16 protein-coding genes are annotated in these 11,935 nt (G+C 73.7%); 12 read left to right on the forward strand and 4 right to left on the reverse strand.

Annotation, left to right across the window (positions count from 1 at the left end):
* The 4 genes from E1182_RS24670 to E1182_RS24685 all read left to right on the forward strand — a co-directional run.
* Positions 1 to 348: cellulose binding domain-containing protein (locus E1182_RS24670; RefSeq protein ID WP_207921503.1), on the forward strand; the 348-nt coding region annotated here is incomplete at its 5' end.
* 115 nt (positions 349 to 463) lie between these two features.
* Entirely contained in the window at positions 464 to 1,402 is a 939-nt protein-coding gene (locus E1182_RS24675; protein ID WP_243706403.1) for a hypothetical protein, read from the forward strand.
* A 33-nt stretch (positions 1,403 to 1,435) separates the two neighbouring features.
* A complete protein-coding gene (locus tag E1182_RS24680) occupies positions 1,436 to 2,407 on the forward strand; it encodes a pirin family protein (RefSeq protein WP_132269496.1) in 972 nt (323 codons plus the stop codon).
* A gap of 40 nt (positions 2,408 to 2,447) precedes the next feature.
* Positions 2,448 to 3,107: a hypothetical protein gene (locus tag E1182_RS24685; protein WP_132269498.1), complete on the forward strand. Its 660-nt coding sequence runs from the start codon at positions 2,448 to 2,450 to the stop codon at positions 3,105 to 3,107.
* A 213-nt stretch (positions 3,108 to 3,320) separates the two neighbouring features.
* On the opposite strand, the gene E1182_RS24690 is transcribed toward E1182_RS24685, so the two are convergent.
* Positions 3,321 to 3,590 (reverse strand): DUF2795 domain-containing protein, encoded by a 270-nt coding sequence (locus tag E1182_RS24690; RefSeq protein WP_132269501.1) that lies wholly within the window; start codon positions 3,588 to 3,590, stop codon positions 3,321 to 3,323.
* A 172-nt stretch (positions 3,591 to 3,762) separates the two neighbouring features.
* On the opposite strand from E1182_RS24690, the gene E1182_RS24695 reads away from it, so the two are divergent.
* The 6 genes from E1182_RS24695 to E1182_RS24720 all read left to right on the forward strand — a co-directional run bounded on the left by E1182_RS24695 (position 3,763) and on the right by E1182_RS24720 (position 7,774).
* The gene (locus tag E1182_RS24695; protein ID WP_132269504.1) at positions 3,763 to 4,176 is read left to right on the forward strand and encodes a DUF2267 domain-containing protein; all 414 of its coding nucleotides are present in this window, start codon (positions 3,763 to 3,765) and stop codon (positions 4,174 to 4,176) included.
* Positions 4,177 to 4,399: 223 nt separating this feature from the next.
* On the forward strand, positions 4,400 to 5,416 hold the full coding sequence (locus tag E1182_RS24700) for a TerC/Alx family metal homeostasis membrane protein (RefSeq protein ID WP_132269506.1): 1,017 nt from the start codon (positions 4,400 to 4,402) through the stop codon (positions 5,414 to 5,416).
* A 102-nt stretch (positions 5,417 to 5,518) separates the two neighbouring features.
* Complete coding sequence (locus tag E1182_RS24705) at positions 5,519 to 6,109, forward strand: molybdopterin-dependent oxidoreductase (protein ID WP_207921504.1); 591 nt, start codon at positions 5,519 to 5,521, stop codon at positions 6,107 to 6,109.
* 1 nt (position 6,110) lies between these two features.
* Entirely contained in the window at positions 6,111 to 6,863 is a 753-nt protein-coding gene (locus tag E1182_RS24710; RefSeq protein WP_132269511.1) for a ferredoxin reductase, read from the forward strand.
* A 16-nt stretch (positions 6,864 to 6,879) separates the two neighbouring features.
* Positions 6,880 to 7,167 carry a DUF6510 family protein gene (locus E1182_RS24715; protein WP_132269514.1) on the forward strand — a complete coding sequence of 96 codons (288 nt, stop codon included), beginning with the start codon at positions 6,880 to 6,882 and terminating at the stop codon, positions 7,165 to 7,167.
* 76 nt (positions 7,168 to 7,243) lie between these two features.
* On the forward strand, positions 7,244 to 7,774 hold the full coding sequence (locus E1182_RS24720; protein ID WP_132269516.1) for a GNAT family N-acetyltransferase: 531 nt from the start codon (positions 7,244 to 7,246) through the stop codon (positions 7,772 to 7,774).
* Between the two features lie 41 nt (positions 7,775 to 7,815).
* On the opposite strand, the gene E1182_RS31285 is transcribed toward E1182_RS24720, so the two are convergent.
* Positions 7,816 to 7,977 carry a hypothetical protein gene (locus E1182_RS31285; protein WP_165942705.1) on the reverse strand — a complete coding sequence of 54 codons (162 nt, stop codon included), beginning with the start codon at positions 7,975 to 7,977 and terminating at the stop codon, positions 7,816 to 7,818.
* 239 nt (positions 7,978 to 8,216) lie between these two features.
* On the opposite strand from E1182_RS31285, the gene E1182_RS24725 reads away from it, so the two are divergent.
* A complete protein-coding gene (locus E1182_RS24725; protein WP_132269518.1) occupies positions 8,217 to 9,521 on the forward strand; it encodes an NAD(P)/FAD-dependent oxidoreductase in 1,305 nt (434 codons plus the stop codon).
* A 36-nt stretch (positions 9,522 to 9,557) separates the two neighbouring features.
* On the opposite strand, the gene E1182_RS24730 is transcribed toward E1182_RS24725, so the two are convergent.
* A complete protein-coding gene (locus tag E1182_RS24730) occupies positions 9,558 to 10,349 on the reverse strand; it encodes a spermidine synthase (RefSeq protein WP_132269520.1) in 792 nt (263 codons plus the stop codon).
* A 98-nt stretch (positions 10,350 to 10,447) separates the two neighbouring features.
* Entirely contained in the window at positions 10,448 to 11,422 is a 975-nt protein-coding gene (locus E1182_RS24735) for a DUF2267 domain-containing protein (protein ID WP_132269522.1), read from the reverse strand.
* A gap of 182 nt (positions 11,423 to 11,604) precedes the next feature.
* On the opposite strand from E1182_RS24735, the gene E1182_RS24740 reads away from it, so the two are divergent.
* Complete coding sequence (locus tag E1182_RS24740) at positions 11,605 to 11,916, forward strand: hypothetical protein (protein WP_132269524.1); 312 nt, start codon at positions 11,605 to 11,607, stop codon at positions 11,914 to 11,916.
* Positions 11,917 to 11,935: the final 19 nt, after the last annotated feature.

The following is an 11,935-nucleotide window of genomic DNA, read 5'->3' on the forward strand; positions in this document are numbered from 1 at the left end:
CTGTCACCGAGGCCGTCCGGGTCGACGTCGCCGGCCCCGGCCCTGGCCGCCCGGTACGCGACCGTGACCACCCGGATCCTCGGTTACACCGCCGAGGTCGTCATCGACAATCCGGGCGCCGCCGGTGTGGACGACTGGCGGCTGGTCGTCACGCTCGCCGCGAACGCGACGGTCGGCGCTGCCACCGGGGCGCAGTGGCGGCAGGAGGGCCAGGTGGTCAGCTTCACCGGGCCGGCCGTGCCGGCCGGCGCATCCCACACGGTGCGCTTCGACGTCCGCGACCCTGACCTGCTGGTCAAGGCGCCCCAGGGCTGTGCCGTGGACGACGCGCCCTGCGCCGGGCTGTGATCCGGCACCGGAGGCGGGACGGAGGCGACGAGGCCGCACCGGTGGGCGGGCGCAGCAGTGATCCGCTGGGCTGTTGACTACGTACACCCGGGCGGGGGACGCGAAAGGGGAGCGTATGGCGGGGTCGGAACCGGGTTGGAGCGACCGTGCGGGGGTCGCGGACACCGCGGGCCAGCAGCGGCAGCCGGAGATCGAGGTGACCGGAGAACCGCCCGCGGCGGGCCTGGTCGGCGATGCGCCGACCGACCGCCCGTCCTGGCCGCGCAGCACCCGACTGCTGGTCGCCGCCGCGGTCGTGGTTCTGGCGTTGGGTGGGCTCGCCGTCCGGGCCACCCTGGCCAACACCGACCGTCTCGGTATCGCGTTCTCCGAGGGCGGCGCGGTGGCCCCGGCCGTGGTGCCAGACGAGCCGGGCGGTTCGGGGGCGGCCCAGTCGGCGGCGTCCGGGCAACTGCTGACCGCGCCGGTGGACGGCCGTCGACGGGCGACGTTCGAACTGGTCGACGGGCTGAGCGTGGTCCGGTTGGGCGCCGAGGATCTCGGCGGGGACCTCTACCGGGTCAGCACCCCGTCCCAGTCGACCGTCCGGGCCCGCCCGGAGGTGGTCGACGACCGGGTGCGGCTGCGCGTGGCCAAGACCGGGCGCAAGGGTGAGGGCAGCGTGGACGTGGTGCTCAACTCGCGGCTGGTCTGGGACCTGCGCCTGTTCGGCGGGGTCAGCCAGCATCTGCTCGACCTGAGTGCCGCCCGGCTCGGCGGTGTGGAGGTGGTCGGTGGGGCGGCCCGGATCGACCTGCGGTTGCCGCCGGTGCGGGGGTCCCTGACGATCCGGATGAGCGGCGGGGTCAACCAGTTCACCGTCCAGGCCCCCGACCGGCCCCCGGTTCGGGTCCGGGCCGGCAGCGGTGCCGGGACCGTGACGGTGTACGAGGACCGGCGCGACGGCGTGGCCACTGGCAAGATCATCAGCTCGCCGAACTGGGACCGGGCCACCGACCGGGTCTACCTCGACCTCGTCGCGGGGGCGAACACCGTCACGGTCACCGAGGGCTGAGCCGACGCACGGGGCAGCGCATAGAGTCGGGCGATGGAGCGTACCGAGTCGTTGCCCGCGCTGACCCGACCCGCCGGTGTGGCCCCGGTCGATTCGGGCAGCGTGCTGCTGCCCGGCCACGACGTGCCGCTCGGGCGGTACACCACCGTGCGTCGGCTGTTGCCGCAGCGGCAGCGTCGGATGGTCGGGGCCTGGTGCTTCGTCGACCATTTCGGTCCGGACGACGTCGCCGAGCGGCCGGGCATGGAGGTGCCGCCACACCCGCACACCGGTCTGCAGACCGTCACCTGGCTGCTCGACGGCGAGATCGTGCACCGCGACAGCCTCGGCAACGTGCAGCCGATCCGCCCCGGCCAGCTCAACGTGATGACCTCCGGGCACGGCATCGCGCACTCCGAACGGTCACCCGCGAGCCACCCGCCGGTGATGCACGGTGTGCAGCTCTGGGTGGCCCTGCCCGACCGGGCACGGGCGGGTGTCGCCGACTTCGCCCACCACGCCGAGCTGCCCCGGTGGCGCGACGGGGCACTGGATCTCACTCTGCTCGTCGGTGAGCTGGCCGGCGAGGTGTCCCCGGCGGTGGTGCACACCCCGCTGCTCGGCGCGCAACTGACGGCCCGTGGGTCCGCGCGGGCCACGCTGCCGCTGCGGCCCGACTTCGAGTACGGCCTGCTGGCCCTGGCGGGCGCGGCCGAGGTCGACGGGTTGGCCCTCACCCCCGGCGCGCTGCTCTACCTCGGTGCCGGTCGGGACCGGCTGGAGTTGGCCGCCGACCCGGGCAGCCGGCTGATGCTGCTCGGCGGCGAGCCGTTCGACGAGCCGCTGGTCATGTGGTGGAACTTCGTGGGTCGCTCGCACGAGGAGGTGGCCGCCGCGCGGGCGGACTGGATGGCCGGCCGCCGGTTCGGGACGGTGGCCGACGACCCGGCCCCGCCGCTGGCCGCGCCGGCGATGCCGACGACCCGGCTCGTGGCCCGGGACCGCCGGGGTGGGCGGCACGGCTGATCGGCAGGCGTGCGCGCCGCCGGGGCGGGTAGTCGCCGTCATGACCAGTGCGACCTCCCGTACCGAGGACCGGAAACGCCTGGTACGCCGGCTGGCCGGCGACCGGGGGTTCGCCGAACAGTACGGCTTCCGGGTGACCAACAATCCGTCGAACCTGTTCCAGCTGCTCTGCCTGGCGGTGCTGCTGGCTCGCCGGGGCGACTTCCGGCGGGCCCTGGACGCCGCCCACGCCCTGCCGGACAGCGGGTGGGACAGCGCCGCGCGGCTGGCCCGCTCGCGGCACGTCGACCGGGTGCGGGTGCTGCGCGAGGCGGGGCAGCGCGGAGACGTGGCGGCGCTGGCCGACGTGCTCGGCGACCTGGCCCGCACCGTGGTCGACCGGTACCGGGGCGACCTGCGCCGGTTACGTGCCCACGCCGGTCACGACCCGGCGCGGGAGCGGGAGCTGCTCACCGCGCTGCCCGGAGTGGACGATCAGGTGGCCGACCTGTTCCTGCGGGAGACGCAGGCGCTGTGGCGGGAGGTGGCCCCGGTGGCGGACCGGCGGGCCCTGGTCGCGGCCCGCCGCCTGGGACTGGGTCGGTCCGCCGTCGACCTGGCCGAGCTGGCCGGCAGTGGCGAGTCGGAGCGGCTGGCCTGGCTGGTCGGCGCGCTCGCCCGGGTCGACCTGGAGCAGCGCTACGCGGAGATCTCCGCCTGAGGCACATCCCACACTTTTGGCGAAAATCAGCCGTACGGATGATGGCTTGTCGTATGGTGTTCATGGCAGAGATGCCCGCCCGGTTCGGGCGAACATCCCGGCAGCACGCGACCCGGTTCGGGCGCGGAGCGGCGGGACAGGCACGGTGACGCCCCAGGTCGCGGTTCGCGACCCGGGGCGTCCGCCTGTTCGCCGGCCCCGCCGGTCACCGGCTCAGATGCCACGCAGATGCTGGGACACCCGCTGGTGCCGGTCCCGTGCCTGAGCCGCCCGCTGGGCCGCGTCGATTTCGGGCGCGGCCTCGATTCCGGCCGACCGGGCCACCTCGTTGCCGTTGGCGTAGTCCACCGGGGGCAGCGCCCGCAACGCCTTGAGCACATCCGTGGGTGCGCCCGCCCGCTCGGCCTCGCGCACCACGTCGTCCTTTCCCGCGGGGTAGTCAAGACTGGACAGGTAGTGCAGGACGTCGCTGTAACTCGCCATGGCGTGAGCTCCCTCGCCGCCTCGATTCCGGTCACGACCGGCGGCGGTTACCCACCCGGACGGACCTCACGCCGCCCGCGTCGGAAAACCCAAGCACTCCTGCCGCCCGGACCACCGTTTCCCGGCCGGCCCGACGGGTACGCGGGGCCGCACGACGCCGAAGGGAGCGCCGATGAACTACGACACCTTCGTCGACCAGGTGGCCCGGCGGACGCGGACCGACTCGCCACAGGCGGTGACGCTGACCCGGGCCACGCTGGAGACTCTCGCCGAGCGACTGACCGGCGGGGAGGTGCTCGACCTCGCGGTGCAGCTTCCCGCACCGTTGCAGGTGGTCCTGCGGCCCAGCCCGAGCACCGAAGCGGCGGACCGGTTCGGCGCCGCCGAATTCGTGGCCCGGGTCGGGCGGCGGGCCGGCGTCGACGAGACGACGGCCCGGGACACCGTGCGAGCGGTCTTCACCACGCTGCGTGAGGCGATCAGCGGCGGCGAGTTCGACGACCTGATGACGCAGTTGCCCCGCGACTACCGGAACATGGTGGAGCCGGCGCTGGCTCCCGGCGCCACCCTGCTGCGCCCGGCCTGAGCCGCCCGGCGAACCGCCACCCGGTGGTTGGCCAGGGACGTCAGCTCTGTGGGTCGGCTTTGCGGGCGGTCGGGGCCTGCCCTAATCTAAAGCGCACGAGGGGAGTACTTCCCACGAACCATTCCGGTCAGTACGGCATGCTCCGGGCATGCCTCGGGTGGTTGCCCACCGAAACGGTGGGTGAAGGAGACCTCGAACATGGCACGGTGTTCGAGGAGGCTCCATGACGGATTCGTCATATCTGGCTGCCGATCTTCAGTCGGTCGGCACGCCCACGCTCTGGGCGGTGACCATCGTCGGTGTGCTGGCCCTGCTGGTGCTCGACTTCCTGGTGACCCGCCGCCCGCACGAGGTGTCCATCCGGGAGGCGCTCGGCTGGTCGGCGTTCTACATCGCGCTGCCGCTGGCCTTCGGTGGCTGGCTCTGGGCACGCCACGGCTCAAAGCAGGGCGTCGAGTACCTCACCGGTTACCTGGTCGAGAAGTCGTTGTCGGTCGACAACCTCTTCGTCTTCATGCTGCTGCTGGCGGCGTTCGCGGTCCCCGCCGTGCTGGCCCAGCGGGTGCTGCTCTACGGCATCGCCGGCGCGCTGGTGCTCCGCGCGGTCTTCATCGCCCTCGGTGCCGCCGCGTTGCAGACCCTCGACTTCGCGTTCCTGCTGTTCGCCCTCATCCTGCTCGCCACCGCGGTCAAGCTGCTGCGTGACGCCGTCTCCGGGCACGAGCAGGAGGTCGACATCAACCGGATGCGGTCGGTGCGGCTGCTGCGCCGGTTCATGCCGGTGGTCGACGAGTACCACGGGCCGAAGATGGTCATCCGGCACGACGGCAGGCGGGCGCTCACCCCGATGGCCCTCGTGGTGGTCGCCGTCCTCGCCACCGACGTGGTCTTCGCGGTCGATTCGGTGCCCGCCGTCTACGGCATCACCGAGGACCCGTACCTCGTCTTCGCCACCAACGCCTTCGCGCTGCTCGGCCTGCGGGCCCTGTACTTCGTGCTGCACGCCGCACTGAGCCGCCTGGTGCATCTCAGCTACGGCCTGGCCGTCATCCTGGCCTTCATCGGTGTCAAGCTCGGCCTGCACTGGGCCCACGGCATCTGGGAGGGCGTCCCGGAGATCCCGACGCTGGCCTCCCTCGGCGTCATCATCGGTGTCCTGGTCGTCGTCACCCTCACCAGCCTGCGGGCCACCCGTCACGGCACGCCCGGCGACCGCGAGGTCGTCGTCGACCGGCACTGACGCCCAGCCCGTCGCCGGCGCCCCTGCGGGCGCCGGCGACGGGCTACCCGGGAAAGGCACATCGTCGTTTACCGCCGGTGGTAGGACTGACGGGTGGGAATCGTGTCACCAGGGTTTCAGGGCCGGCGCCGAGCCGGGGGGCCCGCCCTGCCGCCCGGGCAGTACCTGACCGACGACTTCCCGGTGCTCTCGGCCGGGCCGACCCCGAAGGTGCCCCTGGACACCTGGGAGTTCGTGCTCAGCACCGAGGCCGGCGCGGAGTTCCGCTGGACCTGGCCGGAACTGACCGGCCTGCCGCAGGAGACGCCGACGGTGGACATCCACTGCGTCACCCGCTGGTCCAAGCTCGGCACCCGCTGGCAGGGGGTGTCGCTGGACACCCTGCTCGACGGCGTCGACACCGCCGCCCGGTACGCGCTGGCGCACTCGTACGGTGGCTACACCACCAACCTGCCTCTGGACGACCTGCGGGGCGGCCGGGCCTGGGTGGTCCACACGTACGAGGACGGTCCGCTGCCGGCCGAGCACGGCGGCCCGGCCCGGCTGCTGGTGCCGCACCTGTACTTCTGGAAATCCGCGAAGTGGGTGCACGGCATCCGGCTGCTCGTCGACGACCAGCCCGGCTTCTGGGAGACCGCCGGCTACCACGACTACGGCGACCCGTGGCGCGAGCAGCGTTACCAGGGCGACTGAGATGACCGCGACAACCACCGTCGCCGGGCCGGCGACCTGGCGGGTGGCCCGACTGGTGCAGCGCCGAGCGGAGACGCCGACCGCGCAGACCCTGATCCTGCACGTGCCCGGTTGGCCAGGGCACCTGCCCGGCCAGCACGTCGACGTGCGGCTGACCGCCGGGGACGGCTACCAGGCGGCCCGGTCGTACTCGCTGGCCGGCCCGGCCGACGGCGACCGGATCGCGTTGACCGTGCAGCGGGTGCCCGACGGCGAGGTGTCGTCGTACCTGATCGACGTGTACGCCGAGGGTTACCCGGTGGAGGTGCGTGGTCCGCTCGGCGGCTGGTTCGTCTGGCGGCCGACCGAGAGCGCGCCGGTGCTGCTGGTCGCCGGTGGTTCCGGGGTGGTGCCGCTGATGGCGATGATCCGTGCCCGGCGGGCCGCCGGCAGTCGCGCGCCGTTCCGGCTGATCTACTCGGTGCGTACCCCGGCCGACGTCTGCTACGCCGACGAACTGCGCCGCCGCGCCCGTGACGACCAGGGCCTCGACGTGGCGTACGTGTACACCCGCGAGGCGCCCGAGGGCTGGCGCGGCGACCCGCACCGGATCGGCCTGGCCGACGTGAACACCCACGGCTGGCCGCCGGAGCTGGAGCCGCTCTGTTACGTCTGCGGTCCCACCGGCTTCGTGGAGACCGTGGCGGACCTGCTGGTGGGACTGGGTCATGCGAACCGGCGGATCCGCACCGAACGCTTCGGTCCCACCGGCTGAGCGGCGAGGAGACCCGATGACCGAGATGTCCTACCTGGACGGGAACATGCTCGACGGCCCGCTGCGCGAGCTGTTCGCCGTGGACCTCAGCGCCGCCACCGGGCGCTGCCAGTCCTGCGGGACGGTCGCCCCGATGGCCGGACTGCACGTCTACTCCCACGCGCCCGGTCTGGTGGCCCGCTGCCCCACCTGCACGGGGGTGATGCTGCGGTTGGTCCGCACCCCCGACCGGGCCTGGCTCGACCTGCGCGGTGCCACCTTCCTGGCGGTGCCGATGCCGCTGGACGGACCGGTGACCCGCTGACCGGACCCGATCGCCGCGTGGGCGAGCGGGCCGACGCGGGCGAGCGGGTCGGGCCGTCGGGCTAACGTGGCCCGACGTGAGATACCTGCGCACCTCGGGCGACGTCGGCATCCGCCGCCCCCGCCCCGCCGACGCCGCCGCATTCGTCGCCGCCGCCCGGCGCAGCCGCGAGCTGCACCATCCCTGGCTCGCCGCGCCCGACACCCCGGAGAAGTTCACCGCGTACCTGGCCAAGGCTCGCCGCCGCGACCAGCAGAGCTTCCTCTTCTGCGACCGGCCGAGCGGACAGATCGCCGGCTACGTCAACATCAGCGGGATCATCATGGGCCCGCTGCGCGGCGGCTTCATGGGCTACGCCGCGTTTCTGCCGTACGCCGGGACGGGACACGCCTCGACCGGCATCGGGCTGGTGCTGGCGTACGCCTTCGACACACTCGGCCTGCACCGCGTGGAGGCAAACATCCAGCCGGGCAACGAGCCGTCGCGGCGGGTGGCCCGCCGGCTCGGCTTCCGGCAGGAGGGGTACTCGCCGGACTACCTGTTCATCGACGGCGCCTGGCGCGACCACGAGCGCTGGGCGCTCACTGCCCCGGCGTCCGAGCGGTGAGCGCGCCGGGGCGGCCCGTACGGCGACCGCCCCGGCCCTGCTCAGCGACCCGGCCCGCGCGTCTGCTGGCGCTGCCCGCCAAGCCGCTCGACGCGGCCCTGCTTCTGCTCCACCCGCCGGCGCTGCCGGGGCGTCAGCTGCGTGCGCCCGCTCTGCCGCAGGTAGATCGGCTGTCGCTGGTCGTTGGACATCGGCGTGGTCATGTGGGCTGTCCTCCCTCCGGTTGGTATTGGCGGTGGACCACCATGGTGCGCCGGCGGCGGGTGAGACGGCCCCCGCCCGGGCCGGGTGAGCCCACTGGGCCCGTTGGCCCAGGAGTCTGCGCCGCCACCGGCACCGTCACTGTCTCCTACCGTCCCGTTGCCTGTCGGGAGTGCGCCGGTGTCGGCTGCCCGGCTTTCCGTGACGTTTGCCGGCCTGATCGGTGGGAACGGCGACAGGCATGACGAAACCTCGTGTGGTGATCGTGGGGGCCGGGTTCGCCGGTTACCACGCGGCGAAGACGGTGAGCCGGCTGGCCCGGGGCCGGGCCGAGATCGTGGTGCTCAACTCCACCGACTATTTCCTCTACCTGCCGCTGCTGCCCGAGGTGGCCGCCGGGGTGGTGGAGCCGGCCCGGATCTGCGTGCCGCTCGCCGGCACCCTGCCCGGGGTGCGGGTGATCGTCGGCGAGGCCGACCAGGTCGACCTGCGCAACCGGTGGGTGGGGTTCACCCAGCCCGAGGGGGACCGCGGACGCCTCGCCTACGACCGGTTGGTGCTCTCCGTCGGTAGTGTCAACAAACTCCTGCCGATCCCGGGGGTCACCGAGTACGCACACGGCTTCCGCGGCCTGCCCGAGGCGGTCTACCTGCACGACCACGTGATCCGTCAGATCGAACGGGCGGAGCAGGCCGAGGACCCGGCCGAGCAGTTGGCCCGGGCCACCTTCGTGGTGGTCGGCGCCGGGTACACCGGAACCGAGGTGGCCGCGCACGGCCAGCTCTTCACCGACGAGCTGTACGCCCAGCGTCCCGGACTCACGGTCCGGCCCCGGTGGCTGCTGCTCGACGTGGCGCCACGGCCCCTGCCGGAACTGGACCAACGAATGTCCGACACCGCGGACCGGGTGCTGCGCCGCCGCGGGGTGGATGTCCGGATGGGCACCTCGGTCGCCGAGGCCACCGCCGACGGGGTGAAGCTCACCGACGGCGACTACATTCCGACGTGCACCCTGGTCTGGTGCGTCGGGGTACGCCCCGACCCGTTCGTCGCCGAGCTGGGCCTGCGCACCGAGAAGGGGCGGCTGGTCACCGACGAGTACCTCAACGTCCCCGGCTTCCCCGAGGTGTTCGCCTGCGGCGACGCCGCCGCCGTGCCGGATCTCGCCCGCCCGGGGGAGATCTGCACGATGACCGCACAGCACGCCCAGCGTCAGGGCAAGCTCGCCGCGCACAACATCGCCGCCTCCTACGGCCAGGGCCGGCGTAGGCCGTACAAGCACCACGACCTCGGCTGGGTGGTTGACCTCGGCGGGAAGGACGCGGCGGCGAACCCACTCCAGGTGCCGCTGTCCGGGTTGCCCGCCAAGGCTGTCACCCGCGCATACCACCTGCTGGCGATGCCGGGCAACCGGACCCGGGTCGGCGCCGACTGGGTGCTCGACGCCGCGCTGTCCCGCCCGGCCACCCAACTGGGACTGGTGCCGGCGCACGCCGTGCCGCTGGAGAGCTCGTCGCCGGAGGTGCCAGTCCACGCCCGGTCCTAGCCGCGGCGGGCGTCGCGTCGGCTCGGGACCGGCGGTTCAACCGGCCAGGGCGTCGTCGGTGGCCGGGCGGGCGCCACCGACGAACGCGGCCAGCGCCGCGCCGTGCAGCACTCCGCCCGGCACCGGGTCGGCCGCCATCCGGGCGGCCAGCCGGTCGACCGGCAACCGACCCGGGCGGTGGGCCGCGGCCAGCACCAGGTTGCCGTAGCGACGCCCGCGCAGCATCCGCCGGTCGGCCAGCAGGCACACGTCGGCGAAGACCGCGCCCAGCGTGGCGGCCTGCACCCGGGTGAAGACCAACGGCGGCAGGTCGGTGACGTTGACCAGGTAGACGCCGTCGGCCCGCAGGGTCCGGGCCACCTCGGCGACGAACTCCCGACTCGCCACATGCCCCGGCATCCGGGCGCCCCGGTAGATGTCGGCCAGCACCAGGTCGTACCGGCCGGAGGGGGTCGCTACCACCGCGTCGCGGGCGTCGGCCACCTCGACGCGTACCTCGGGCGGCAGCGCCGGCAGCCGCCGGACGACGAGATCGACCACGGCGGCGTCCCGCTCCACCACCCGCTGCGCCGAGCCGGGGCGGGTGGCGGCGACGTACCGGGGCAGGGTCAGCGCTCCGCCGCCCAGGTGCAGCACGTCGCGGGGTAGGCCGGGCGGTGCGGCCAGGTCGACCAGCGCCGCCATCCGCCGGACGTACTCGAAGTGCAGGTGGCAGGGGTCGGCGACGTCGACGTACGACTGGGCCACGCCCCCGGCGAACAGGGTGCGGCCGGTACGCCGGGCCGGGTCGGCGACCAGGTCCAGCGGTGCGTCGGCGGGGCTGTCCATGCGCCGCAGGCTAGCCGAGACCCGGTGGGCCCCGGGCCGACGCCCGACCGGCCGGCGACGATCCGGCCGTCGCGGGCCGCCGGCCCGGGAGGTCCGGCCTAACCGCCGGCCATGCCGGCGCCGGCCTCCTCGATCGCGTCGTCGACGCGGTGGGCCAGCTCGATGTCGGCGGCGGTCACCGCGTCGGCGTTCTGGCTGCGTACCGTCAGCACCGCGTTGTCCGGGTCGGGCCGGCCGATCTGCGGCCCTCGACCGAGGTCGACGCGGAGTTGGTCGAGTCGGTCGAGCACCCGGTCCAGGTTGCTCGACGGCAGCTCGACGGTCCGCACCAGCGAACGGCGGTCACTGGACCAGTACGGTAGGTCGTCCAGGGCGTCCCGCAGCTGACCCTCGGTCAGCGGGGCGGTGGTGCTCGACGCACCCACCAGGCCCCCGCCGGCCTCGACCGGGCCGAGCAGGTCGCGCAACCCGTCGGGTACGTGCAGCGACTCGACGAGCTCGCCGTCGTGGGCGGCGAGCGCCGCGAGGGTGGCCGCCGCCTGATATCGCGCCTGCTCCGGGGAGCGCCCGCTGATCCGCCCCACCTCGGCCAAGAAGCCGGGCAGGTCGCGGTGCCGTTCGATGCCGCCGATCGGCACCACGTCGTGCAGCGACACCGGCACGGCGGCCAGCAGTCGGGTCCGTTCCCGCTCATCGAGCGCCCAGGCCAGGGCGAGGACGGTGGCCTCCGCGCCGACCTTCGCGGTCCGGAAGTCGACTCCAGCGCGTCGGCTCACCTCGTCGACGAGCTCGCGGTAGCCCAGTCGGGTGTCCGGTGTGCCCGGGCCGGGATCGGGGCGCGGCCGCTCGGTGGTCGCCACGGCGGGGGCCGGCGGCGCCGGGCCACCGCGCGTGCTGTCCGGCTTGTGCCGCCCGGCCGGCGGCGGACCGGACCGCCTGCCCCGGTCCAGGCTGGTGAGCTGCTTGGACGCGCTGAGCGTGCTGCCCACCTCGCTGGGCTGCCGACCCTGCTCGCGGGCTCGGCGGGCCAGGGCCCGGCGGCGCTGGTTGTCGCCCTCCATCTGCTTACGCATGGTCGACCTCACTCCCTGTCGGGTTCACCGTCGCGGTCGGCGTTCCCGTCCGGGCGTGGAAGGTAACGGCTCAGAGCCGCGCCGTGGGGTTCACTCGCGCGGGGTGAGGGGCGCTCACCCGACCCGGTCGCACGATCGCAGGGACCGGGGGTCTTCCGCGCACCACGGAAGGGAAGGTCGTCATGAAGAGGATCGTCGAGATCGTTCCCGCCCGTCCCGGCTGGTACGCCCGCTGGCAGGTCACTCCGGAGGCGACTCGTTGCTACCCGGTGAGCCTGTGGGCGATGGTCGAGGAGTCCGACGGGTCCGGCCGCGAGGTGGTCGGCATGGACTGCGCCGGACAGTGGCCCGGTTCGGACGACAACGAGGTGGGTGGGGAGTTCGTCCGCTACCTGTTCCAGACGCCGGACCTGGGGCCGCCGGAGGACGCCGAGGCGACGACAGCCTCCGTACGGCGGGAGAGTGGCCCTCGGCTGCAACCGGTCACCGCCTGAGACCCTCCTCCCCGGCCCC

Origin of the sequence: Micromonospora sp. KC721, from assembly GCF_004348355.1 — a bacterium.
Lineage (GTDB): Bacteria > Actinomycetota > Actinomycetes > Mycobacteriales > Micromonosporaceae > Micromonospora.

Bases quoted from the DNA above. Each gene is read 5' to 3' on its own strand.
- E1182_RS24675 (WP_243706403.1), top strand. From the start codon at position 464: ATGGCGGGGTCGGAACCGGGTTGGAGCGACCGTGCGGGGGTCGCGGAC.
- E1182_RS24680 (WP_132269496.1), top strand. From the start codon at position 1,436: ATGGAGCGTACCGAGTCGTTGCCCGCGCTGACCCGACCCGCCGGTGTG.
- E1182_RS24685 (WP_132269498.1), top strand. From the start codon at position 2,448: ATGACCAGTGCGACCTCCCGTACCGAGGACCGGAAACGCCTGGTACGC.
- E1182_RS24690 (WP_132269501.1), bottom strand. From the start codon at position 3,590: ATGGCGAGTTACAGCGACGTCCTGCACTACCTGTCCAGTCTTGACTAC.
- E1182_RS24695 (WP_132269504.1), top strand. From the start codon at position 3,763: ATGAACTACGACACCTTCGTCGACCAGGTGGCCCGGCGGACGCGGACC.
- E1182_RS24700 (WP_132269506.1), top strand. From the start codon at position 4,400: ATGACGGATTCGTCATATCTGGCTGCCGATCTTCAGTCGGTCGGCACG.
- E1182_RS24710 (WP_132269511.1), top strand. From the start codon at position 6,111: ATGACCGCGACAACCACCGTCGCCGGGCCGGCGACCTGGCGGGTGGCC.
- E1182_RS24715 (WP_132269514.1), top strand. From the start codon at position 6,880: ATGACCGAGATGTCCTACCTGGACGGGAACATGCTCGACGGCCCGCTG.
- E1182_RS31285 (WP_165942705.1), bottom strand. From the start codon at position 7,977: ATGACCACGCCGATGTCCAACGACCAGCGACAGCCGATCTACCTGCGG.
- E1182_RS24725 (WP_132269518.1), top strand. From the start codon at position 8,217: ATGACGAAACCTCGTGTGGTGATCGTGGGGGCCGGGTTCGCCGGTTAC.
- E1182_RS24730 (WP_132269520.1), bottom strand. From the start codon at position 10,349: ATGGACAGCCCCGCCGACGCACCGCTGGACCTGGTCGCCGACCCGGCC.
- E1182_RS24735 (WP_132269522.1), bottom strand. From the start codon at position 11,422: ATGCGTAAGCAGATGGAGGGCGACAACCAGCGCCGCCGGGCCCTGGCC.
- E1182_RS24740 (WP_132269524.1), top strand. From the start codon at position 11,605: ATGAAGAGGATCGTCGAGATCGTTCCCGCCCGTCCCGGCTGGTACGCC.